The sequence below is a fragment of the Variovorax sp. genome (assembly GCF_035634955.1).
Taxonomy (GTDB): Bacteria; Pseudomonadota; Gammaproteobacteria; order Burkholderiales; family Burkholderiaceae_C; genus Variovorax.
This window is the reverse complement of the sequence record NZ_DASQBZ010000028.1, coordinates 1-22,858: the sequence shown is the minus strand read 5'-3', so window position 1 is coordinate 22,858 and position 22,858 is coordinate 1. Positions and strand designations below refer to the sequence as shown.

The 22,858-nt window shown below is 70.7% G+C and carries 17 protein-coding genes; 2 read left to right on the top strand and 15 right to left on the bottom strand.

The window, feature by feature from the left end; genetic code table 11:
• Window position 1: 1 nt before the first annotated feature.
• The 13 genes from VES41_RS19470 to VES41_RS19410 form a co-directional block, all read right to left on the bottom strand.
• Window positions 2-481 carry an outer membrane protein assembly factor BamE gene (locus VES41_RS19470; RefSeq protein ID WP_324820444.1) on the bottom strand — a complete coding sequence of 160 codons (480 nt, stop codon included), beginning with the start codon at window positions 479-481 and terminating at the stop codon, window positions 2-4.
• Between the two features lie 28 nt (window positions 482-509).
• Complete coding sequence (locus tag VES41_RS19465; protein WP_324820442.1) at window positions 510-1,418, bottom strand: ion transporter; 909 nt, start codon at window positions 1,416-1,418, stop codon at window positions 510-512.
• A gap of 106 nt (window positions 1,419-1,524) precedes the next feature.
• Window positions 1,525-3,654, bottom strand: a complete 2,130-nt coding sequence (gene recD / locus VES41_RS19460) for an exodeoxyribonuclease V subunit alpha (RefSeq protein ID WP_324820440.1) — start codon at window positions 3,652-3,654, stop codon at window positions 1,525-1,527.
• Window positions 3,651-7,409, bottom strand: coding sequence for an exodeoxyribonuclease V subunit beta (recB, locus tag VES41_RS19455; protein ID WP_324820438.1), 3,759 nt, complete (start codon window positions 7,407-7,409; stop codon window positions 3,651-3,653). The genes recD and recB overlap by 4 nt, the downstream gene beginning before the upstream one ends.
• A complete protein-coding gene (recC, locus tag VES41_RS19450; protein ID WP_324820436.1) occupies window positions 7,406-11,011 on the bottom strand; it encodes an exodeoxyribonuclease V subunit gamma in 3,606 nt (1,201 codons plus the stop codon). Before recC ends, recB begins: the two co-directional genes overlap by 4 nt.
• A gap of 34 nt (window positions 11,012-11,045) precedes the next feature.
• Window positions 11,046-11,951, bottom strand: coding sequence for a DUF72 domain-containing protein (locus tag VES41_RS19445; protein WP_324820434.1), 906 nt, complete (start codon window positions 11,949-11,951; stop codon window positions 11,046-11,048).
• Between the two features lie 98 nt (window positions 11,952-12,049).
• Complete coding sequence (fahA, locus tag VES41_RS19440) at window positions 12,050-13,372, bottom strand: fumarylacetoacetase (protein ID WP_324820471.1); 1,323 nt, start codon at window positions 13,370-13,372, stop codon at window positions 12,050-12,052.
• Window positions 13,373-13,400: 28 nt separating this feature from the next.
• On the bottom strand, window positions 13,401-14,207 hold the full coding sequence (locus tag VES41_RS19435; protein WP_324820432.1) for a cyclase family protein: 807 nt from the start codon (window positions 14,205-14,207) through the stop codon (window positions 13,401-13,403).
• 33 nt (window positions 14,208-14,240) lie between these two features.
• Window positions 14,241-15,284, bottom strand: coding sequence for an SMP-30/gluconolactonase/LRE family protein (locus tag VES41_RS19430; RefSeq protein WP_324820430.1), 1,044 nt, complete (start codon window positions 15,282-15,284; stop codon window positions 14,241-14,243).
• On the bottom strand, window positions 15,281-16,612 hold the full coding sequence (locus VES41_RS19425) for a TRAP transporter large permease subunit (protein ID WP_324820428.1): 1,332 nt from the start codon (window positions 16,610-16,612) through the stop codon (window positions 15,281-15,283). The genes VES41_RS19430 and VES41_RS19425 overlap by 4 nt, the downstream gene beginning before the upstream one ends.
• On the bottom strand, window positions 16,609-17,238 hold the full coding sequence (locus VES41_RS19420; RefSeq protein WP_324820426.1) for a TRAP transporter small permease: 630 nt from the start codon (window positions 17,236-17,238) through the stop codon (window positions 16,609-16,611). The genes VES41_RS19425 and VES41_RS19420 overlap by 4 nt, the downstream gene beginning before the upstream one ends.
• Complete coding sequence (locus VES41_RS19415; protein WP_324820424.1) at window positions 17,238-18,317, bottom strand: C4-dicarboxylate TRAP transporter substrate-binding protein; 1,080 nt, start codon at window positions 18,315-18,317, stop codon at window positions 17,238-17,240. Before VES41_RS19415 ends, VES41_RS19420 begins: the two co-directional genes overlap by 1 nt.
• Before the next feature lie 48 nt (window positions 18,318-18,365).
• Window positions 18,366-19,079: a TetR/AcrR family transcriptional regulator gene (locus VES41_RS19410; RefSeq protein ID WP_324820422.1), complete on the bottom strand. Its 714-nt coding sequence runs from the start codon at window positions 19,077-19,079 to the stop codon at window positions 18,366-18,368.
• 156 nt (window positions 19,080-19,235) lie between these two features.
• Between VES41_RS19410 and VES41_RS19405 the strand changes: the two genes are divergently transcribed.
• Together VES41_RS19405 and VES41_RS19400 are read left to right on the top strand one after the other, a co-directional pair.
• Complete coding sequence (locus VES41_RS19405) at window positions 19,236-20,567, top strand: lytic murein transglycosylase (protein ID WP_324820469.1); 1,332 nt, start codon at window positions 19,236-19,238, stop codon at window positions 20,565-20,567.
• A gap of 231 nt (window positions 20,568-20,798) precedes the next feature.
• Complete coding sequence (locus tag VES41_RS19400) at window positions 20,799-21,188, top strand: RNA-binding protein (protein WP_324820420.1); 390 nt, start codon at window positions 20,799-20,801, stop codon at window positions 21,186-21,188.
• 349 nt (window positions 21,189-21,537) lie between these two features.
• Here the strand turns inward: VES41_RS19400 and VES41_RS19395 are convergent, their stop codons facing one another.
• Both VES41_RS19395 and VES41_RS19390 read right to left on the bottom strand, forming a co-directional pair.
• Entirely contained in the window at window positions 21,538-22,164 is a 627-nt protein-coding gene (locus VES41_RS19395; protein WP_324820418.1) for a glutathione S-transferase, read from the bottom strand.
• A gap of 4 nt (window positions 22,165-22,168) precedes the next feature.
• A complete protein-coding gene (locus tag VES41_RS19390; RefSeq protein WP_324820467.1) occupies window positions 22,169-22,714 on the bottom strand; it encodes an FAD-binding protein in 546 nt (181 codons plus the stop codon).
• Window positions 22,715-22,858 lie beyond the last annotated feature (144 nt).

The window sequence follows — 22,858 nt, the reverse complement described above, 5'->3', positions numbered from 1 at the left end:
GTCAGGGCGCTTCGACGCTGCGGTCGGGCGTGGACCCGCTGCGGATCACCCGTTCTTCGTCGAGGTCGAGCACGGCCGTGAACACCATTGCCGAATTGGGCGGCTGCAGCCAGCGCCAGTCCCATTCCACCTCGCCGCGCATGCGATAGGGCGTGCGCTTGGCAGGCTTGCCCAGCAGCCGCCGCAGTTCCTCGGCGGACATGCCGGGCTGCACCTGCGCGAAATTCTGCGGGGTGAGGACCTGCCGCAATGCACTCATCTTGCCGTCCGGGCCGATGGTGATCATGTAGTTCTTCTGGCCTTGCGGCTGGCGGTTGTATTCGAGCATGCGCCCACCGGGCACGTCCCACACGCGCTCGGGCTCGCCGAACCGTGCACGCACGTCGGCCTCGGTCGACACCCCTTCCTCCAGTTCGCGGATGCGCTGCGGGTCGCATGCTCCCAGCAGCGCGAGCAGGCCCGCCCACAGGCCAGCGGTCATCGTCGTTCTCCTGTTCATCGTCGTCGCCTCATGCCTTCCATTGCGCCGCGTCGGCAGCCTCGTGGTGGTAGGGCGGCAGGCTGGCGCCGCAGTCGCTGCAGTAGCGGGCGCGCGGCGAATGACCTTCGCTCAGGCACTCGTGGCAGGTGCGCGTGGTCGGCCGCGGCGTCGATACGCGGCGCAAGGTGAACTCCGCACCGACGATGCCGGTCGGCACCGCCAGCGTCCCCCAGCCGATGAGCATCATCGTCGAGGCAATGACGCGGCCCAGCGTCGTGTGCGGCGTGATGTCGCCGAAGCCGACGGTCGTCATGGTGGTGATGGCCCAATAGATGCCGGTCGGAATGCTGGTGTAGCCATGCTCGGGCCCCTCGACGACGTACATCAGCGTGCCCATCACCATGACCACCAGCATGACGAAGATCAGGAAGACCAGGATCTTGCGCCGCGACGCATGCAGCGCCTGCGTCAGTACCGAGAACTCGTCCACGTACTCCGCCAGCTTGAAGATCCGGAACACCCGCAGCAGCCGCAGCACGCGCACGTCGATCAACGCCGACAGGCCCGGCGCCAGTATCGCCAGGTAGGTCGGCAGGACGGCCAGCAGGTCGACGACGCCGTAGAAGCTGCGCGCATACCGCGCCGGCCGGCGCACGCAGGCCAGGCGGGCGATGTATTCGAGCGTGAAGGCGGCGGTGAACAGCCACTCGAGCACCTGGAAGGTCGACTGCCACCGGGAATGCACGGAGGGAATGCTGTCGGCGATCACCACGGCCACGCTCGCCACGATGGCCAGGAGCAGCAGCACGTCGAACAGCTTGCCCAGCCGCGTGTCGGCCTCGAAGATGATGATGTACAGGCGCAGCCGCCAGCCCGTCTCCGGGCGGCCGTAGCGCTCACTGTCGCGGTTCTGGTAGTTCGATGCCGTCGTCGCCATGCCGGCGATGGTAGATCACCGCTTGCGCCGCTCGCCGCGACGCCCTGTCGCAACGCCCTCGCTGGCGGGCGCCGGGGCGCTACGCCTGGTGACAGCGAAGGCGGTATCAGGCGCCGTCGCCCGCGGCCAGTCCGCCCACGCGCTGCACGGCACGCTCCGTGGCCGACTGGATCGCCGCCGATGACGCGGCCAGCGTGAACCAGTGCCGGGCGCGCGTGATGCCGGTGTAGAGCAGCTCGCGCGTCACCACCGGGCTGGGCTGCTCGGGCAGCAGCAGGGCCGCGTGGCTGAACTCCGAGCCTTGCGACTTGTGCACGGTCATTGCGAAGACCGTCTCGACGTCGCGCAGGCGGCTCGGCAACACCCAGCGCACGCCGCCGGGCAGCTCGGGCGCCGGAAACGCCACCCGCAGGCGCCACAGCGGCGCGGCGGCCGGGGCATTGGCGTCGCCGGCCCGTCGCGCCGGCACCGTCAGCGCCAGCCCGACGTCGCCGTTGCGCAGGTCCAGCGCGTAGTCGTTGCGCGTGACCATGACCGGCCGGCCGGCATACCAGCCGCCCAGCTCCGCATCGAGCAGACCCTGCGCGCGCAGCAGGCGCGCAATGCGCAGGTTGAGTGCCTCCACACCTTGCGGGCCGCGCCGCAGCGCGCACAGCAGCTGGAAGCCGCCCAACGCCTTGAGCAGTGCGGCGCCCCAGGTGTCGAATGCCTGTGCATCCGCATCCGGGGCCGGCCGCGTGCTGCGCATCAGCGACAGGTAGTGGCCGTGGCCGCGCGGTGGCGGCCGGTCCTGGGCCGGCGCCTTGGCGCCTGCCTGCACCGTATTCGGGAACCCGTCGCATGCGCCGTCGATGACCAGGCGTGCCAGCGCCTTGTCGTCGCTGCCGACGTCCAGGCTGCAGAGGTCGCCATAGCCGCGCGCCAGCACCTGCCGCACTGCAGCGGCCTGCCCGCTGTTGACTGCCTCTGCCAGTTGCCCGATGCCGCTGTCGGCGCCGAAGCGCCAGCTCACGCGCAGCTTGGCCACGGCCTGGTCCAGCGGCCGGCCGGCGTCGTCGGCAAAGTGCGATTGCACATCCTGGCCGGTGACCGCCTTGAGCCAGCGCACGGTCTCGGGCGTGTAGTGGCCGCCATCGGCACGCCGGCACAGGTCGCCCAGCACCGCGCCCGCCTCGACCGAGGCCAGCTGGTCCTTGTCGCCCAGCAGGATGAGCGGCGCTTCGTCCGGCAGCGCCGCCAGCACGCAGGCCATCATCTCGAGGTCGAGCATCGAGGCCTCGTCGACCACCAGCAGATCCAGCGGCAACGGATTGAGCGCGTCGTGGCGGAAGCGCCGCGTGTCCGGGCGGCTGCCGAGCAGCCGGTGCACGGTGCTCACGGCGTTGGGAACGGCGGCGCGCAGGGCTTCGCCGTCGCCTGCCAGCTGGCTCAGCTCCAGCCCCCGCACGGCGCCGGCAATGGATTCGGACAGCCGTGCCGCGGCCTTGCCGGTCGGCGCGGCCAGGCCGATGCGCAGGCGGCGCCCGCCCTGGGTCAGCGCCATGTGCTGCAGCACCGCCAGCAGGCGCACCACGGTCGTGGTCTTGCCGGTGCCGGGGCCGCCGGTGATGATCGAGAACGACTGCCGCGCGGCCAGCGCACAGGCCGCCTTCTGCCAGTCGATGCCGCCGGCCGCCGCGGCCGGGTCGAACAGCGCGTCCAGCGCCTCGGCCAGCAGGGGCTGCGCCGACGCCGCGGCAGCCGGCGTGGGCGTACGCACGCGGCGCGCCACCTGGGCGCGCACCTGCTGCTCGTATTGCCAGTAGCGCCGCAGGTAGAGCCGGTGCCCGTCGCGTACCAGGGGCGTGGTGCCCTCGCCCTGGCCGACCAGCAGCGGTGCTGCATCCAGTGCCGCCTGCCAGTCTTCCAGCCGCACCGCCTCCAGCAGGGCGGCCGGTGCGCGCGGCAGGGCCTCGCCCGCGCCGGCGGCGCCTTCGGGCGGCAGGGAAAGCGCCAGGCCGGCGTCCTGGCAGGCAGCGCGCAGGTCCAGGCAGGAGTGGCCACGGCCCAGCTGGTGGCTGGCCCAGGCGGCGGCCAGGATCACCAGCGGATCGGCTTGCGGCGCCATCCGTGCAAGGAAGGCGGCAAAGCTGCGGTCCAGCTCGCGCAGCCAGCCGGCTTCGATCCAGCGATCCAGCGCCTCGAACAGGCTCGCGTGCCGCTCGTGCAACGGGCCGAGAAACTGGCTCGCGTTCACAGTCCGAGCTCCAGTTGTCCCTGCGCGGCGGGCGGCGCCGCCGGCGGCAGACCGTCGAACAGCCGGTCGAGCGCGTCGATGAGCACGCGCGGGAGGCGCTCGGCATGCAGGCCCTGGCCGGGCGCCGCGTGGCCGCGCAGGAAGAGGTAGACCGCGCCGCCGACGTGGCGCTCGTAGTCGTAATCCGCCAGCCGCGCACGCAGCAGGCGATGCAGCGCAAACACGTACAGCACGTACTGCAACTCGTAGCGATGCGCCAGCACGGCCTGCTGCAGGGCGGCCGGCCCGTAGTCGGCATCGCCCGGGCCCAGCCAGTTGGACTTGTAGTCGGCCACCCAGTAGCGTCCGTCGTGCTCGAACACCAGATCGATGAAACCCTTGAGCATGCCGTTGACCTGCCGCGGCAGCAGCGCCGGCCGGCTGGCGCCGCCCAGCGTGTGGCGGCGCACCAGTTCGTCCAGCACGCGGGTGTCGATGCGCTGCGCCGCGATCAGGAACTCCATCTCGACCTGCGTGGCGTGCAGCGCCGCCGGCGCAACGGCCGTGCGCGCGCGATGGCCCGGTGCCGGCGGCAGGCGCAGCGGCGTTGCCAGCCACTCCATCAGCCACGCACGCAGCGGCTGCGTCCATTGCGGCCACCCGGCCTGCGCGCAGCGCCGCTCGATCCACAGGGCCAGCTCGGTCTGCAGCGCCGGCTCGGCCGCCACCCGGCCGAAGCCGCGGCGGCCCGCCCATTCGAGCAGGCCGTGCAGGAAGCTGCCAGGCGCCGAACCGGCCGGGAATTCATGCAGGCGCCCCGCAACGGGGCCGGCGTCGCGCGGAAACTGCGCCTCGGCAGCCCGATCGCGGCTGTCGACGAAGATGTCGTCGGCCGCGCTCGCCGGTCCGGCGGGAAGTTCGTCGAGCCACGGCGCTGCCGGCGCGTCCACCGGCGGGCCGTCGGCCAACGGCTGCGCCTGCGCGTCGTCGAGGTGGCGCAATGCCGAATAGCTGGCGATCCACCACCGCTCGCGCGCCGCTGCCGGCAGCGGCGGCTCGGGTGCCGGCTCGGGCGCCGGTGCCGGGTCATCCCATCGCGCGTCGTCCGGCGGCGGCGCTTCGCGCACGGCGACGACATCGTCCGCGGCAAGTGCCGTCGCGCCGTCCGCGCCGAGCACCTCGCCCAGCGCGCTGCGCGCCTTCTCGGCCGGCATCAGGCCGACCCAGGTGGCGTGGCGCGCACGCGTGAGCGCCACGTAGAGCTTGCGCAGGTCCTCGCCCAGGCGCTCGTCGTCGGCGCGCTGCAGGCCCTCGGCATCGGGCTCGAGCGCCATGCACAGGCGGCCGTCGCCGTCATGCCAGCGCAGCGGCAGGTCCTTGGCCGACGCCGCCCGCGCGCTGATGCCGAAAGGCAGGAACACCAGCGGAAACTCCAGCCCCTTGGACTTGTGCACGGTCACCACCTTCACCAGCGCGGCGTCGCTTTCCAGGCGCAGCTTGCGGCTGTCCGCGGGCATGCCCTGCACCTGCCGCTGCTCTGCCAGCCAGCGGATCAGCGCATGCTCGCCGTCGAGCTGGCTGCTGGCCTGCTGCAGCAATTCGGCCAGGTGCAGCAGGTCGGTCAGGCGGCGCTCGTCCTGTGCGGCCAGCAGCCGCTGCGGCACCTCGAAGTCGTGCAGCAGGCGCCGCAGCATCGGCAGCACGCCCTGGCGCCGCCACAGCTGCTGGTACTCGCGGAACTGCAGTACGCGCTCTTCCCATTGCTGCTCGTCCTGGTTGAGCGCATCCAGCGCGGCCCAGTCCAGCCCCAGGCTCGGGCTGGCCAGGGCGGCGCGCAGCGGCCGGTCGTCGTCCGGCTCGGCGCAGGCGCGCAGCCATCGCTGCAGCTCGGCGGCGATCGGCGTGGCGAACACCGAGTCCATGTCGGACAGGTAGACGCTGCGCACGCCACGCCGGCGCAGTTCGCCGCGCACGCGCTCGGCCTCGCGCCCGGTGTTGACCAGCACGGCAACGTCGCCGGCGCCGACCGGCCGCAGCACGCCACCGGCCGACGCGAAGCCGGCGCGGCCCGCGGCGCCGCCCGCCAGCAGCCGGACGATCTCGCCGGCGCAGGCGGCCGCCAACGCATCGACGGCCTCGCCCCTCTTTGCCGGCGCAGTTTCGTCGTCGCCGGCGTCGGGCGTCCAGAAGGTGAGCGCGGGCGCCGGCCGGCCGTCGAGTTGCCACGTCTCCTTGCGGCCCTGCGCGGCCACCGCCACGAAAGGCACCGGGTTGTCGCCCGCCGCTTCATTGCGAAAGCCGAATGCCCCGGCGCCGGGACGCGCTTCGGCCCCTTCGAAGACCCGGTTCACGGCGTCCACCATCGCATGGCTGGAGCGGTAATTCATGCCCAGCGTGTGGTGCCGCCCTGCGGTGTCGCGCCGCGCGCGCAGGTAGGTGTGGATGTCGGCGCCGCGAAATGCGTAGATGGCCTGCTTCGGGTCGCCGATCAGGACCACGGCGCTGTCCGGCGCGTTGGCGGCCACGCGGTAGACGGCGTCGAAGATGCGGTACTGCAGCGGGTCGGTGTCCTGGAACTCGTCGATCAGCGCGGCCGGGAACTGGCGTCGGATCAGCGCCGCCAGGCGCAGGCCGTTGGGCCCTTGCAGTGCGGCGTCCAGCCGCGTCAGCAGTTCATCGAAGCCCATCTGCGCGCGCTGCGCCTGGGCCTGATCGAGGCGCTGCGCGATCCAGTGGGTGGCATGCGCCAGCACGGCGGCGCGCGGATCGGGTTGCGCCTGCAGGCATTCGCGCAGCACGGCCAGCGCCGCAAGCTCGGGCTGCGCCCGCAGGTGCGCCGGATCGCCCTTCCATTGCGCGGCCAGTTCGTCCAGGCTCAGACGATTCCAGGCCGTGGTGGTCAACGGGTCGTCGTTGCTGTCGCCCTCGGCCCAGTCACGCAGCTTGCGCATCCAGGACTTGCGGTCCTTGAGCTGGCACCACTTGGCCGCGACCGCGCGCTCCAGGAAGTCGAGCAGACGTGCGGCGCCGCCGGTCTCCTGCGCCCACGGCGCCTTGAGGGCCTGCAGCGCCTCGCGGCTTTGCGACAGCGCCGCCGCCGGCGCTGCGCCGGGCTGCAAGGCGTCGCGCTGCCCCACCAGCCGGGCCACCTGCGCCAGCAATGCATCGGGTGTGGCCCACCAGCCCTTCACGCGCCGCGCGTCATCGTGGGCGAGCGGCAGGAAGAAATTGCGCCAGTAGTCGCGCGCGGCCTCGGCCAGCAGATCGCGCTGGTCGGCCTCCAGCGTCTGGACGAAGGGCATGCCGCTGTCGAACGCATGCTCGTGCAGCATGCGGTAGCACCAGCCGTGGATGGTCGAGACGGCGGCCCCGTCCATCCATTCGGCGGCCAGCCGCAGCACGCGGGCGCATTCGGGCCATTGCGCGGGGGCGTATTCGGCGCGCAGGTCATGCAGCAGGTCCTGCCCGGGCGTGGCTTCGGGCAGCGCGTCCGGGTCGGCCAGGAAGGCCTGGGCCGCCTGCGCCAGGCGGGCGCGGATGCGATCGCGCAACTCCTGCGTCGCCGCCTCGGTGAACGTGACGACCAGGATCTCGGGCGGCGTCAGCGCGCGGCCGAAGCCGGCTTGCTCGCCGCCATGGCCGAGGACCAGCCGCAGGTACAGCGCGGCGATGGTGAAGGTCTTTCCGGTGCCGGCGCTGGCTTCCACCAGCTGGCTGCCGCGCAGCGGCAAGCGCAGCGGCGCCATGGGGCGCGGCATGCCTGCGTCCGCGGTCATGCGTCGCCCTCTTGCGGATGCAGCGCGCGCCACAGCGGCGCCAGCAATTGTTCGCACCAATGAGCGAATTCCCCGGCCGCCCACAGCGCCTGGAAGTCGGGATAGGCACGTGCGAGTTCCTGGCTCTGGTCGCGTTCCGGCGTGCCGCCGCTGAAGGCGTCGCCCTCGTACGCCTTGCGCGCCCCTTCCCATGCTGCCTCGGGCGAGCCGCCCTGCCCGCCGCGGGCCAGCCATTCGCGCCCGCACTGCAAGGCCAGCGGCAGCGGCCGGCGCATGCCCTGCCGCCAGGCCTCGACCAGTGCCTGCCACGCGGCTTGGGCCTGCCCGGCCGGCAGCTGCGGCAGCGTCACGACGCCAGCCTTGCTGATCAGGTGCGTCGTGAGCGGCACGCCGGCGCAGTGCGCCGCGAGATGGGTCACCCACTGCGGGGCGATCTTGTCGAGGCGGTAGGTCTTGTCCTTGATCAGGCCGCTGCTGAGCAGCAGCAGGCGGCAATGGTCGCCACGATGGTTGGCGCGCAGGTGGTCCAGCCAGTCGGCCAGGCGCGCGGACGGATCGGCCGGCCAGGGCGACGGCAGCTCCAGCGCCTCGTGCGGCAGCGGCACCGGCCAGTCCTGCAGTGCGCTCGCGTAGCGCTCGAACATCTCGTCCATCGGCCGGGCCAGGGCCTCCTGCTCGAGCACGCCGAACTCGCCTTGCGGCAGGTCGCCCCGGCGCGCCATGCGCGCCAGCGCCGCGGCCCTGACCTCGGCCAGGCCGTCGGCCGGCACGCCCTCCTCGATGGCGCCGCGCTGCGCGGCGATCAACTCGTCCTGCAGCTTCCAGTTGACCAGCGCATCGAGCCTGAACGGTTCCTCGTCCTCCTCCAGCGTCTCGTCGGATTCGAAATACACGCCAAGGCGCTGGCGGAAAAACTCGCGCACCGGATTGCGCATGAAGTCGCCCAGCCGCTTGAGGGTCAGCGGACCTGCTTCGGACGCCGATGGCGGCAGCTCCGGCACGGCCTCGCCAGCCGGCGCATCGACAGGAACATCGACGGGCGCATCGACGGGCGCATGCGGCCGTCCCAGACGCCATTCGCGCGCATAGCTGAACAGGCCGGCCGCGCGGCCGGCGGTGTCGAAATAGGCGTTGTCGAAAGGCTGAAGGCGATGCTCGCGCGTGAGCGCGGCCAGCAGGCGACGGCCCGCATCTTCCTGCGCAAGCGCTTCGTCGCGGCGCAATCGCCAGCCGGCGGCGATGTGGTCGCGCAGTTGCGCCACCAGCACCGAGGGAGCGCGCTCGGACGGATCGTGGATGCTGCGCCCGACCCAGCTCAGGTGCAGCCGCTCGCGCGCGGACAAAAGCGCCTCGAGGAACAGGTAGCGGTCGTCCTCGCGCCTGGAGCGGTCGCCCGGCCGGAAATCCTGGGCCATGAGGTCGAAGTCGGCGCCCGGCCGGCTGCGCGGATAGTCGCCGTCGTTCATGCCCAGCAGCGCCACCACCCGGAACGGAATGGCGCGCATCGGCAGCAACGTGGCGAAGGTGACGCCGCCGGCCAGGAAGGGCTGGCTCAGCGCCGGTGCATCGACCTGTGCCAGCCAGTGTTCGCGGACCACCGACAGCGGCAGCGCCTCGGTGAAATCGGCCGCTGCGCAGGCGTCTTCCCAGTCGAGCAGGCCCTGCTCCAGGCGCCGCAGGGTCAGGCCGTCCGCTTCCTCGGCGTCGGCATCGAAGAAATCCGCCAGCAGCACGCGCAAACGTTCGCCCCACTGCACCGGCGTGGCGGCCGTGCCGAGCAAGCGCCAGTGGCGCTCCAGCGTCTCGACCAAGCGCACCAGCGGGCCGAGCAGCGCGGACTCCAGCCCGCCGATCTCGTCCAGCGGCTCGATGCCGCACCATGCCGGACCGTCGCCCGCCGCATAGCCGAGCAGCATGCGCTTGAGGCCGAAATCCCAGCTGTTGACGTCGCCGGCCAGCGGCAGTTCGAGCGCCTGGCGCTGTGGCGCGTGAAGGCCCCAGCGCACGTTGGCCGCGCGCACCCAGCGGTGCAGCAGCGGCAGCTGCGATTCGTCGATGCCGAAGCGCTCGCGCAGCGAAGGAACCTCGAGCCAGTCGAGCACGTCGCTCACCGCGATGCGCGACTGCGGCAGGCTCAGCAGGCGCTCGAGCGCGCCGAGCAGCGGATCGTGATGGCGCAGCCCCTGGTCGGCGATCGAGAACGGGATGCGGCGCGGATCGCCCGGCGCCGGCAAGCCGAACACCGCCTGCACGTGCGGCGCGTAGGCGGCGATGTCGGGCACCATGACGATCACGTCGCGCGGCTGCAGCCCCGGGTCGTGCGCGAAGGCGGCGAGCAGCTCGTCGTGCAGCACTTCGACCTCGCGCTGCGGGCCGTGCGTGACGTGGAAGCGCAGCGAATGCTCCGCCGCCGCGTCGACGGCGGGCCAGCGCCCGCGCGTCTCATCCAGCGGGCGCAGGTCGCGGATGTCGTCCTGCAGCTGGCGCAGCAGCGTGTCGCCCGCATTGGCCTCGAAATGGTCGACGCGCTGGCCGATGTCGGCAAAGCGCTGCGCATAGCTGGCCAGTTCGTCGTGGTGGTCGAGCAGCCGGATGAAGTCGCGGCCCTGCTTGCCCCAGGCGGCCAGCAGCGGCTGCGCGTTCAAGTGCAGCGCCGCCTGCGCATCCCCGGGTTGCGCCGCGCCGGTGGCGCGCACCGGGCGCGGGCGCTGACGCCGGTGTTCGGCGCGCAGCAGGTCCTTGTCGGCCACGATGTCCGACCAGTCATGCTCGCACGGGTTGTGCACGCACATGAGCACCTGCACCCACTGCGCCAGCGCGGCCAGCACTTCGAGCGCCTGCTGCGGCAGCGACGAGATGCCGAACACCACCAGACGGCGCGGCAGCCCCGCCGGACGCGCCTGGCCGCGCGCCGCCTGCGCGGCAGCCAGGAAGCGCCGATGCACCGCCGCGCGCCCGCCTTCCGCGGCAGCGGCGCCGACGTCTTCCTGCAGCGCGCGCCACAGGCGCGGCTGCCAGCGCAGTTCGTCGGGCACGGGCTGCTCGCCATGCCGGCTGGTGGCGATCCGGTCGCGTCCGGCCGCCCAGTCGGCCAGCCAGTCGGCGCGATAGACCTGGTATTGGTCGAACAGATCGGCCAGCCGCTCGGCCAACTGGTAGCGCTTGCGAAGGTCTTCGTCGCCCGCCAGGAAGCGCGCGAGCGGCGCGAACGCCGGCTCGTGCAGGAGGGCCGGCAGCAGGCGCATCAGGCGCCAGGCGAGCAGCGACTTGTCGAAGGGCGATGCGGCCGGCACCGCGGATTCGCCGAGCACGGCGCGGTAGGCGCGCCAGATGAAGGCGGCCGGCAGTTCGGTGCGCATGGCGGCCGCGATGCCGGCCCCGCCCTCGCGCGCGGTGCGCGCCAGCGACAGGCGCAGCCATTGCGCCACGCCGTTGCTCTGCACCAGCACCCATTCGTCCTCCAGCGGGCCCAGCGGATGCCGGCCCAGCCAGGCCAGCAGCAGGTCGCGCAGGGCTTCGGGGTGATTGCCGTGCACCACCATGAAGCCGGGCGCGAGCGACTGGTCGTGCGAAGGTGAGGCGTGAACCGATGCGGCTTCCATGTGGGGCTGGCAGTTTAGCCCGCTGGCGGCGCGATCAGCCCATGCCGGTGCGCACGCCCAGCCGGTCGGCCAGGCTTGCCGCGTCGAACGGCGCGTAGACCTTCATGTCGTTGTCGAAATAGCAGAACACTTGGCGCCGGCCCCGGCCGACTTTTGCATCGGGTGACGCCAGGTGCGCATCCCTGACCTGGCGCCCGAGCCGCCAGGCGCGGATGCGCGCGGCCCAACGGTCCAGCGCGGCTTCGCCGTAGCCGCTGGCATAGAGCTTCTTGTCGCCATGCAGGCGCACGTAGACGAAGTCGGCGGTGATGTCCTCGATCAGCGGCCAGCGCCCGGCGGTGTCCGCCACCACGAGCGCCACGCCGTGCCGGCGCAGCTGCGCGATGAAGGCCGGATCGACGAAGCTGTCGTGGCGCACTTCCATGGCGTGGCGTATGGCCAACGAAGCCGGCGCCTTGAGCCACCTGCGGCCGTCCACGCGTTCGTCATGCCGGCGCGCCAGCGCGGCCGCGGCGCGGCCGGTGCGCGGCAGGAGCTTGAGGAAGCGCTCGATGCGGTCGGGCTCATAGCGCAGCTGCGGCGGCAGTTGCCACAGCACCGGCCCGAGCTTCGCGCCCAGCGCGAGCACGCCGGAGGCGAAGAAGTTGGCCAGCGGCACGCGCACGTCGTCGAGCCGCAGCATGTGGGTGATGTAGCGCGACCCCTTCACCGCGAAGACGAAGTCGTCGGGCGTCTGGTCGCGCCACTGCTCGTACGCGGTGGGTCGCTGCAGCGAATAGAACGAGCCGTTGAGTTCGATGGTCGGCAGCATGCGCGAGGCAAAGGCAAGCTCCTCGCGCTGCGGCATGCCGCTCGGGTAGAAGCGGCCGCGCCATGGCGGATAGCGCCAGCCGGAAATGCCGATGTGAATGCCGTTGGCGGGTCGCGCTCTTGCGGTCATGGGCCTGGTCCTGCAGGCTCCAGCATCGGACGCCGGCCCGCCGCCTGGGCGTAGGACGGCCGCGCAAACGCGCGTGCAGGCGCTTCGCCGTCAGGCGCTCACGCGTCGGCCGCAGGCCACACGGTGCCCCGGCTCTCGCCGAAGCCGATGCGCGCCGCGCCGGCCTTCTCGCACCATCCACGCAGGATCACCGTATCGTGGTCCTGCAGGAACGTGCGCGTCTCGCCGGTGGCCGGCAGCGCCACCTGCCGCGTGCCGCCGCGGCTGAGCTCGACGATGGCGCCCGCCTCTTCCTCGGTCGGGCCGGAGATGGTGCCGGTGCCCAGCAGGTCGCCGCTTTGCAGGTTGCAGCCGCCGACCGTGTGCTGCGCGAGCATCTGCGCCGGTGTCCAGTACTGGTGGCGCAGGCTCGTCGCGGACAGGCGGTCCGGGGGCAGGCCGCGCTGGCGGTGCTCGGCGGTTTCCAGGCGCACCTCGAGCCGGACGTCGACGCCGCCGCGCGCCCGGTTGCCCGGCTCGTCCAGGTACGGCAGCGGTTGCGGCTCGTCGGCCGGCCGCTCGAACGGCACGCGAAAAGGCGCCAATGCGTCCATCGTCACGACCCAGGGCGACACGGTGGTGCAGAAGTTCTTGCCGAGGAATGGACCGAGCGGGTCCATCTCCCAGAACTGGTGGTCGCGCGCCGACCAGTCGTTGAGCAGGCACATGCCGAAGATGTGCTGCTCGGCATCGGCCAGCGGGATGCGGCGGCCCTGCGCGTTGCCGGGGCCGACGTAGAAGCCCATCTCCAGCTCGTAGTCGAGCCGCGCGCAGGGCCCGTAGAGGGGCGCCGGCGAGCCGGGCGGCCTGGCCTGCCCCATCGGCCGATGAAAGCCGCCCCCACTGACCACGACGCTGGAAGCGCGGCCGTGATAGGCGATCGGCAGCCACTGGAAGTTGGGCGTGAGCGGGTTGTCCGGCCGGATCACGCGGCCGACGTTGCGTGCATGGTGGATCGACGTATAGAAGTCGGTGTAGTCGCCGATGCGCGTGGGCAGCAGCAGTTCGGCGTCGGCCTGCGGCACCAGGCTGGCGCGCAGCGCGTCGGCGCCGGCGCCGCCGGCATCCGCCCGCAGCAGCGCGAACAAGGCATGGCGCAGCCCGCGCCAGGCCGGCGGTCCCATCGCCATGAAGTCGTTCAGGACGGGCTGTGCGCAGGCCGCCGCGCCCTGGGCGGCAACGCCGCCGAGCACGCCGGCGGCCGACAGCGCGGCCAGGTCGACGATGGCGTCGCCGATGGCCACGCCGCCGCGCGCGGCCGCGCCGGCCGCGGGCCGGAACACGCCGAACGGCAGGTTCTGGATGGGAAAGTCCGTGCCCGGCGCATTGGCCGAAGCGAGCCAGCTGCGTGCGCCGGGGTCATGCGTGTGGTCGGTTGCCATCTGGGTTGCCATGCGGGTGTCCTGCGCTTCAGCCTTCGGCGCTGAGCGCCTCGTCGAAGATCGCCACCGCGCGCGTCCATCCGGCAGAAGCGCCGCGGATCTTGTGCGGGAAGCAGCTGATGAAGAAGCCGTCCGGCGGCAGCACCTCCAGGTTGTGCAGCTTCTCGATGTGGCAGTAGCCGATGTCGCGCCCGGCCTTGTGGCCTTCCCAGATCAGGCTCGCGTCGTGCGATTCGCCGTACTTGACCGCCGTGTGGACGAAGGGCGCGTCCCAGCTCCAGGCGTCGGTGCCGGTCAGGCGCACGCCGCGCTCGAGCAGGTACATGGTCGCCTCGTAGCCCATGCCGCAGCCGGCCGAGACGTAGTCGCTGCCGCCGTAGCGCTTGCCGGCCGCCGTATTGACGACGACGATCTCCAGCGGCTTGAGCTCGTGGCCGATGCGTTCCAGCTCGGCCTCGACGTCCGCCGCGGTCACGACGTAGCCATCGGCGAAGTGCCGGAAGTCCAGCTTCACCGCGGGCTGGAAGCACCACTCGAGCGGCACGTCGTGGATGGCGATGGCCGGCTTCTTCTGGCCGAGCGCCTTGTCCATGGTCGAGTGGAAGTGGTAGGGCGCATCGAGGTGGGTGCCGTTGTGGGTCGACAGCTGCACCAGCTCCACGGCCCAGCCCTCGCCGTCGGGAAGGTCCTCCTTGCGCAGGCCCGGGAAGAAGCTGGCGATCTGCTCGGTGGTGTTCTCGTGGGTGAAGTACTGGATCTTCGGCGCGAAGGCCGGCGGGTCGCTGATGACGTCGTTCTCCAGGAAGATCGACAGGTCGACGAACTTGCGGGGCATGGGGACTCCTTTTTCGTGGGGTTGCGGGCGCGCCTACCAATGGACCATCGGCAGGCCGGCCACGGGGGACTCGAAGTACGGGATGCGCGTGCCCAGCAGACTGCCCAGGTACACCGTGCGCAGGTCGGGCCCGCCGAAGGTGACGCTGGCCATCCACGGCGCGATGCGCCCGCGCGCGCGCTGCATGTCCTGCGGCGACACGGTGCCGTCGGCCATCCTGCGGCGCAGGTTGTCGCTGGCGGCCGGGTCGCCATCGTCGAGCAGCAGGCGGCGATCGCCCTGCGGCGTGAGCGCAACGAGCTGATCGACCATGACGAGCGTGCACCACAGGTTGCCGAATGCGTCGAATGCGATGCCGTCCGGATAGCCGCCCAGGTCGGACGGGCCGAACAGCTCCCGGTCGGCCAGGCGCACGCCGCCGGCGTGCGTTTCGTCCAGCCGCATGCGCGTGAGGTGCGGCCCGGTGGTCTCGACGATGTAGAGCCACTGCTCGTTCGCGTCCAGCCGGATCTCGTTGGTGAAATGAAAGCCCTCGGCCACCACCCGGATGCCATGTTCGTCCACCACCGCGATGTAGCCGTCGCGCACGCGGCGCGCGGCTGCCGTCGTCCACGGGTTCACGCGCGTGGAAACCGTGAGCCAGATGCGGTCCTTCGAATCGCGCAGCACGAAGTTGACCTTGCCGATCGGCTGGCCGTCGATGCTGTCGTGCAGCGTGCGGGTGCGGCCGTCACGGCTCATCACCTCCAGCAGGTCGGTGCCGAAATTGGAGATGAGGATGTCGCCGTTGGCCGCGAAGGCCAGGCCGTTGGGCAGCGTGCCCTGCGTGTACTTGGCCTCGAAGTCCTGCGTGGTCGCGGTGGCCGCGGCCTGGAAGCGCGCATCCGGGCGCTGGCCAATGAAGCGCTGGCGCCCGTCGGGCGCGATGTGGGTCACGCCGCCGCGCGCGTCCGCCGCCCACAGGCTGCCGTCGCGCTCGGCCAGGATGCACTCCGGACGTTGCAGGTCGTCGCCGACGTAGCGGATCGCGGCGGGGTCGACGGCGAAACCGTCGAGCGGACTGGCTTGAGCGGTCATGGCGTCCCCTTGAGCAGCACCAGCGCGATTTGCGGAAAGACCATCAGTAGTCCCAGCACGGCGAGCATGCACAGCGTGAACGGCGCCGTGCCGCGGAAGATGTCGCCCAACCGGATGTCGAGCGTCTCGCCCAGCGTGCTCTTGATGACGTAGACGCTCAGGCCGAACGGCGGCGTGAGCAGCCCCACCTCTACCGCGACCACCGTCACCACGCCGAACCAGATCAGGTTGAGGCCGAACTGCTCGGCGATCGGCAGCATCAGCGGCAGCATGATCAGCAGGATCGACGACGAGTCGATGATGGTGCCGAGCAGCAGGATCACCACCACGTAGATGAGCAGGAAGCCCACCACGCCCAGCCCGGCGGCCGCCATCAGTTCCAGCATGGCCTGCGGCGTGCCGCTCATGGCCAGCATGCGCGTGTAGATGTTGGCGCAGATGATCAGGAAGCTGACCGACACGGTGACGTGGCCGGTCTCGGTGAGCACGCTCCAGAACCCGGCCAGCGTGAGCTTGCGGCGCACGACCGCGATCAGCAGCGCCATGAGCGCGCCGACCGCGCCGGCCTCGGTGGCGGTGAACAGCCCGGCGTAGATGCCGCCCAGCACCGAGCCGATCAGCAGCACGATGGGCACCATCTTGGCCAGCATCCGGCCGAGCGGCATCGGCGGCTCATCGGGCACGCCGTCGTCCTGCCGCGCCAGGTACACCATGCCGGGACGCAGGTGCGCCATCAGCACGATGGTGACGGCGAAGGCCAGCGCCAGCAGCAGCCCGGGCACGATGCCCGCGGTGAACAGGTCGCCCACGGACTGGTCGGCCAGGAAGCCGTACAGGATCATCAGCAGGCTCGGCGGAATGAGCATGCCCAGCACCGAAGACCCCGCCACCACGCCGACGGCGAACTTCGGCTGGTAGCCGAAGCGCAGCATCTGCGGCACCGCCACGCGCGTGAACACTGCCGCCGAGGCGATCGAGATGCCGGTGATCGCCGCGAACACCGCGTTGGCCGCCACCGTGGCGATGCCCAGCCCGCCGCGGATGCGGCGGAAGGCCTGGTTCGCCACCTCGAACGCGTCCTTTCCGACGTCGGCATGCGCCACCAGGAAGCCGGTGAGCACGAACAGCGGCACGACGCCGAAGATGTGGCTGGCGATGGCGTCGCTCGCCGCCTGCGCCAGCAGGTTGGCGGCGACCTCCACGTCGCCGCGGATCAGCCAGACCCCGACGAAGCTCAGCAGGCCCAGCGTGATCGCCACGTGCATGCCGGCATAGATCAGCACAAGCATGGCCGCCAGCGAGCCGAAGGCGATGACGACGTTGCTCACCGCGCGCCCTCCCCGGCCTGTCCGGCGCGCGCTTGCGCGCGGTCACGCCCGCCCTGTGCGTCCTGCGCCGACTGGCCGCCGCGCCGCGCGCGCAGGCGCCGCAGGTCCATCCACGCCAGCAGCGCGAAGGTCAGCGCCGTCACCGCCAGACCGACCAGCGTGACCAGCCGCACCGGCCACACGGGCGCCTGGAAGTCGCCGACCGCACCGACGTATTCGCGGATGCGCACCGATTCGACCAGCGGCTCCCAGCTGGCCAGCAGGATGACCACCATCAGCGCCAGCCCGACCAGGTGGAACAGCGCATGCAGCGCGTCGGCGAGCGCCGGCCGCGCCCGCTGAAGTCGGTCGAGCAGCACGTCGGCGCGTGTGAAGCGCCCGCAGTGCAGCGTGTCGGCCAGTTGCAGGAAGACGATGCCGACGATCGACAGCGAGACGAGCTCCGTGGTTCCGCGCACCGGCGCGGCCAGCAGGTTGCGGCCGGCCACGTCGAGGTTGATGAGCACCATCAGCGCCAGGATCCAGACGGTGCCGAGCGCATTCATCGCGCCGGTCAGGCGCTGCAGGCCGAAAGGCATCGGTTGGCGGTAGCTGTCGGCGCGCCCGGGCGCCGCCGCTGGCGTCATCACCGGCTCCAGTCGCGCGGCACCCGGGTGCCGGCCTTCTGCAGCGCTTCCATGTAGGCCTGCAGCACCTGGTCGGCCGGCAGGCCCTTGCTCTGCGCGTCGGCGGCCCAGGTCTTGGCGACCGGCGACAGCGCGTCGGCCCAGCGCTTGCGCTCTGCCTCGCTCACCTCGACGATCTTCGCGCCGGCGGCGACCATCTCCTTCAGGCGTGCATCGACCAACGCGCTCTGCTGCTTCGCGTAGGCCTCGGTCCAGGCGTCGCCGGCTTCGCGGATGGCCTTCTGCACCTCCGGCGGCAGCTTGTCGAAGCGCTTCTTGTTGATCGCGATGCCGCCGGCGAACATGGCTCCGAAGTTCAGCTTGTTGATGTACGGCGCCACCTCGTGCACCTTGGCGCCCCAGGCGCCGGTGGTGAACACCAGCGTGCCGTCGGACACGCCCGACTTGATGTCTTCGTAATAGGTGTTAAGCGAGCCGGCCACCGCCACAGCGCCGGTGCCCTTGACCCAGTTGGCCGAAGGCCCGGGCGCGCTGATCTTCTTGCCGTTCATGTCCTCCAGCTTCGTCACCGGGAACTTGGCCCACAGGTGGTAGCTGTCGAGCGCCATGCCGCCGAGGTAGACCAGGCCGTTCTTCGTCCAGGCGTCGGCCATGGCCGGGATGCGCTTCTGGAGATCGGCGACGGTGCGGCTGACCAGCGCGATGTCGTCGGTGCCGAAAGGCGTGTAGTAAGAGATGTTCTGCAGCGGAAACTTGGGCGCCTCGAAGATGGTGCTCACCACGCCGAGGTCTGCCACGCCGTCGGCGATGCCCTTCGATTCGCTGCCCAGCTTGACCAGCGTGCCGCCCCAGGCCTTGGTCCATTCGATGCGGTACTTGCCGCCCGCTGCCGCCAGCCGCTTGTCCACCTCGGGAATGAACACCTCGTCCAGCGTCTTGACCCACAGGAACACCGGCGGGTGGCCAGCCGCCGCGGTGAGCTTGAAGGTCTGCTGCGCCTGCGCCCCAGAGACGGCAAGCAAGGCGCAGGCAGCGCATGCGGCAGCACGGGCGGCGGTCAGGAATCGCGGTGGGGTCATCGGTCGTCTCCTTCTTCTCTTGGATTGGAAATCGTGGTGGCGACGCCCTCAGGAGGGCGGCGACGGTCCGCGCAGCAAGGCGGCCACGCCGGCGCTGGCAAAGCGCACCAGGTGCGTCATCGCGGCGGGGTCGAGCGGCGCGTTGCTGCCACGCGAGAGCCGCTGCACGCGCCCGTCGCTCATGTGGTGCAGCAGCGCACCGAGCGTGAACTGGTAGGCCCAGGCGGCCATTGGTCGCGTGCTGCCCGGGCAGGCCTCTTGCAGTGCATCGATGAACGCATGCGCCATCGGGTCGAAGTAGTCCTCCAGCACGCGCGAGGCCTCGGGCGAGCGGAAGCTCAGTTCGCGCGCCACCAGCAGCGCGTAGTACTCGCCCTCGGCGCTGGCGCGCATGCGCATGACCGGCTCGACGAAGGCACTGATCACGCGCTCGAGCTGCGCCTGGCCGTGCGGCCCCTGGCGCGCCTGCGCCAGCAGTGCCAGGCGCTCGTCGATGGTGGCGCGCCAATGCTCGAAGATGGCGTGAAACAGCTCTTGCTTGGGGCCGTAGTGATAGCCCACCAGCGCCAGCGGCACGCCGGCCTCGTCGGCAATCTGGCGGATCGACACCGCGTGGTAGCCGCGCTGCGCGAACAGCTTCTCCGCCGCCAGCAGGATGGCGGCCTTGCGGTCCGGCCGGGCCGAATCGTCCGGCGCGGCGCCCCGCGCCGGCCGCGGGGTCGGCGTCGCCTTCTGCTCTCGGGGCTTCGCAGGACGCGTCATGAGGCTGGATTGAACGGTCGTACAAGATTCTTGAACACTCGTACAAACCCCGTGGCGCGCCGCAGCCGCACGGCGGAGGCCGGCGGGACGTCGGCCGACAGGCGTGCGCCCGGGTGGCCGATGGCCGCCCACGCCGATGCGGGCGAGAATCCGCCCATGGTCATCACTTCCTCCCTGCAACCGCGGCGCTCGGCGCCGCAAAGGCTGCTGCTCGCCGCAACGAGCACGTCGATCTTCATGCTGGCCGGCTGCGCCGCCACCGCGCCCACGCCTTCGTCCGCGTCCGGCGGACCAGCCGCCGCTTCGGCGCCGGCGCCGGCACCGTCGGCGCCATCGAGCCCGGCAGCAGCGGCCGGCGAGGCGCACGACCGCGAGTTCGCTCGGTGGATCGACCAGTTCCGCGCCCAGGCGCGCAGCGGCGGCATCGACGAGGCAACGCTGCACGCCGCCTTCGACGGCGTGCAGTTCCTGCCGGACGTGATCGAGCGCGATCGCGCGCAGCCCGAGTTCACCCGGGCCGTATGGGATTACCTCGACACCGCCGTCTCGCCCACGCGCGTCGCCCGTGGCCAGGACAAGCGCATGGAAGTGCGCGCGGAGCTCGACGCCGCGGCCGCCCGCTATGGCGTGCCGCCCGAGATCATCACCGCCATCTGGGGCATGGAGAGCAACTACGGCGCCAACTACGGCAGCACGCCGACGATCGACGCCCTTTCCACGCTCGGTTTCGAGGGCCGGCGCGATGCCTGGGCGCGCGAACAATTGCTGGCGGCGTTGCGCATCCTGCAGAACCGGGACATCGCGCGCGAACGCATGATCGGCTCCTGGGCCGGCGCCATGGGCCAGACGCAGTTCCTGCCCACCAGCTTCCTGAGCTACGCGGTCGATGGCGACGGCGATGGTCGGCGCGACATCTGGAACAGCATGGCCGACGTGACGGCCTCGACCGCCAACTTCCTGGCGCGTGCGGGCTGGCGGCCCGGCCAGCCGTGGGGTGTCGAGGTCAGGCTGCCTGCGGGCTTCGACTTCGCCCGCGCCGACGACGCCCTGCGCCAGCCCGCTTCGCAATGGGCCGCCGAGGGCTTGCGTACGATGGACGGCGCGCCGCTGCCCGACCTTCCCGAGGCCAGCGTGCTCCTGCCCGCCGGCGCCCGCGGGCCGGCCTTCCTGGTGGGGCCGAACTTCCGCAGCATCCTGCGCTACAACAACTCGACCAGCTATGCGCTGGGCGTCGGGCTGCTGGCTCAGCGGCTCGCGGGCGGCGCCGGCGTGCAGGCGCCCTGGCCGCGCGAGTTGCAGCCGCTGTCGCGCAGCGACATGCGCGCCTTGCAGGAGGCACTCAACGGCAAGGGGCTCAACGCCGGAACACCCGATGGCGTGATGGGCCCGGCGACCCGATCGGCCATCCGCAGCTACCAGCGCGGCGCCGGACTGCCGGCCGACGGCTATCCCACGACGGAGCTGCTGCGGCAGGTGCAAGTCCCCTAGCGGAGTCGCTGCCGAAAGGGCGAAGCCTGCGCGATCGAAAGGCCCCGGAATAATAAATACGGGGCTTTGCCCCAGACGGCTTGCCAATCGACGATAATGCCGGGGCGACCAGCCTTTCGGGGCAGGGTCGTAATCCGGCGATCGGCTGGTTTCGCGCCACAGCGCATTCTTTGTTTGTTGTGACTCTGGGACTCCCCGCTTCGTTTTTTCTGGTTTGAACAGGAGTCCCCAATGGGCAAGAAACTTTACGTAGGCAACCTCGCCTACTCCGTGCGTGACGGCGATCTTCAACAGGCTTTCAGCCAATACGGCTCGGTCGCCAGCGCCAAGGTCATGATGGAACGCGACACCGACCGCTCCAAGGGCTTCGGCTTTGTCGAGATGGGCACCGACGCAGAAGCGCTCGCTGCCATCGAAGGCCTCAACGGCCAATCGCTCGGCGGCCGCAGCCTGACCGTCAATGAAGCCCGTCCGATGGAGCCCCGTCCTGCTGGCGGCGGCTACGGCGGTGGCCGCAGCGGCGGTGGTGGCTACGGCGGCGGCGGTGGTGGTGGCTACGGCGGCGGTGGCCGCAGTGGCGGCGGCGGTGGTTACGGCGGCGGTGGCCGCGGCGGCTACTAAGCACTGCCTGGCAACAGTCGAGAGGCTCCTTCGGGAGCCTTTTTCTTTGGGCGTCTGCCGGTCGTCTGCTTTCGCCGGCGCGCGTCCAGTTGGTGGCGGGCGCTATCTGGCGTTCGTCGGACCAATGAAAAATCGGCCGTCAGGTCACCATGACGGCCTTATTTGCTGTTGCGAAAACTGCGTCAGAATTGACCATGTGATGAATCGGGCTTGCTGGAGTTTGGCTGGGCCACACGATGGTGCAGTTTCCGGAGCGATGGATGGACACCACCGCCTCGATGTTCGGAGAACCTCACTTCTGATCGGGATGCCAAACCACGGATCCTGCAAACGGCGGACGCCAATGGACTCAGCGCCGCCTGATCAAAGAGACCAGGTCATCTGGAGCGAAGGCCGCTTCGCGAAATCCGCATACCAGACCAGGCCGCGACATCGGCTGGCGGTCGCGCCAGGCGATGTCGGGAAACCTCAAATCAAGGTACCACAGCGCGCAGGCGACTGTGAGCGTACCGATGTCCACGCGTCCAGGCGCAATTAGCGCCGGATTCGCGCCAAGGTGCGCCAGTGACGTCTCTGCCTTATCGAGCTGCGAGGCGCGCCATGCCGGCCAGCGCAGTTCCTCAGCACGGGCCACATCCTCATAGCGCGCCAACAGCGCGCCGTCTAGGACGCCGTCGCCCAGTGCCTGCAGCGTCAACGTCTCCCAGCGCGCATTGCCACTGCGCGGGAACAGATTGCCGCCCGCCAGAGTGTCCAGATACTCGCAGATCACGCGGCTGTCGTACAGAACTGCACCCTCATCGGTGATGAAGGTCGGCACCTTGCCGAGCGGATTCTTCGCGATGATTTCCTGGTCTTGTACAACAGGGTTGGCATTCGAAGGGAGCAACTGCACGCGATCGCCGAGCCCCAACTCATGCGCAGCGACCAAGCACTTACGGACGTAGGGAGAAAAGGGAGAGAAGAATATCTTCATAGGTTCACCTGTTGATGGGAGTGGTAGAGGCCTGCGCCAGCTGCCGGCCTGCGATCCAGCCGAAAGTCAATGCCGGGCCGAGCGTGATACCCGGCGCAGGGTACTCACCGCCCATGACCGAATGCATGTCGTTGCCGGCCATGTAGAGACCTGGAATGGCCCGTCCCCCTGCGTCGAGCGCCTGCGCCTGTTCGTTGCAGGCAATACCGACGGCGGTGCCGATGTCACCGGCGACGACCTTCACCGCATAGAACGGCCCCTGCCGCAGGGGGCCCAGGCACGGATTGGGCCCGTGCTCACCGTCGCCGAGGTAGCGGTTGTATTCGGTGCTGCCTTTGCCAAAGTCGTCGTCGCGGCCCTGCTCGGCCTGGTCATTGAAGCGCGCCGCCGTGGATTCGAGCGCCGCGCCGTCGATCCCGAGCGATTCGCCCAACGCGAGCAAGGTTGGGGCTTTGTGCAGGTACCCGGCCTTCACAAGGTGCGCGCGCGGGCGCCCGCCCGGCAGTGCCAAGCCCATCCCCCACCGCTCCATGAAGTTGTGGTCGCAGATCAGTGAATCGACCCGGATTTTCTAGACACCTCTGAGCCTCGAACCTGAGGCCCAATAGGAGGTGCCATGAGCAAGCAGAGATACCCCGAAGAATTCAAGACCGAAGCGGTCAAGCAGATCACCGAGCGCGGCCACAAGGTGGCC

Excerpts from the sequence above, each read along its gene's own strand:
- VES41_RS19465 (WP_324820442.1), bottom strand. The coding sequence starts at position 1,418 with ATGGCGACGACGGCATCGAACTACCAGAACCGCGACAGTGAGCGCTAC.
- VES41_RS19430 (WP_324820430.1), bottom strand. The coding sequence starts at position 15,284 with ATGACCGCTCAAGCCAGTCCGCTCGACGGTTTCGCCGTCGACCCCGCC.
- VES41_RS19415 (WP_324820424.1), bottom strand. The coding sequence starts at position 18,317 with ATGACCCCACCGCGATTCCTGACCGCCGCCCGTGCTGCCGCATGCGCT.
- VES41_RS19405 (WP_324820469.1), top strand. The coding sequence starts at position 19,236 with ATGGTCATCACTTCCTCCCTGCAACCGCGGCGCTCGGCGCCGCAAAGG.
- VES41_RS19410 (WP_324820422.1), bottom strand. The coding sequence starts at position 19,079 with ATGACGCGTCCTGCGAAGCCCCGAGAGCAGAAGGCGACGCCGACCCCG.
- VES41_RS19470 (WP_324820444.1), bottom strand. The coding sequence starts at position 481 with ATGACCGCTGGCCTGTGGGCGGGCCTGCTCGCGCTGCTGGGAGCATGC.
- VES41_RS19420 (WP_324820426.1), bottom strand. The coding sequence starts at position 17,238 with ATGACGCCAGCGGCGGCGCCCGGGCGCGCCGACAGCTACCGCCAACCG.
- fahA (WP_324820471.1), bottom strand. The coding sequence starts at position 13,372 with ATGGCAACCGACCACACGCATGACCCCGGCGCACGCAGCTGGCTCGCT.
- VES41_RS19435 (WP_324820432.1), bottom strand. The coding sequence starts at position 14,207 with ATGCCCCGCAAGTTCGTCGACCTGTCGATCTTCCTGGAGAACGACGTC.
- recC (WP_324820436.1), bottom strand. The coding sequence starts at position 11,011 with ATGGAAGCCGCATCGGTTCACGCCTCACCTTCGCACGACCAGTCGCTC.
- VES41_RS19400 (WP_324820420.1), top strand. The coding sequence starts at position 20,799 with ATGGGCAAGAAACTTTACGTAGGCAACCTCGCCTACTCCGTGCGTGAC.
- recB (WP_324820438.1), bottom strand. The coding sequence starts at position 7,409 with ATGACCGCGGACGCAGGCATGCCGCGCCCCATGGCGCCGCTGCGCTTG.
- VES41_RS19445 (WP_324820434.1), bottom strand. The coding sequence starts at position 11,951 with ATGACCGCAAGAGCGCGACCCGCCAACGGCATTCACATCGGCATTTCC.
- VES41_RS19395 (WP_324820418.1), bottom strand. The coding sequence starts at position 22,164 with ATGAAGATATTCTTCTCTCCCTTTTCTCCCTACGTCCGTAAGTGCTTG.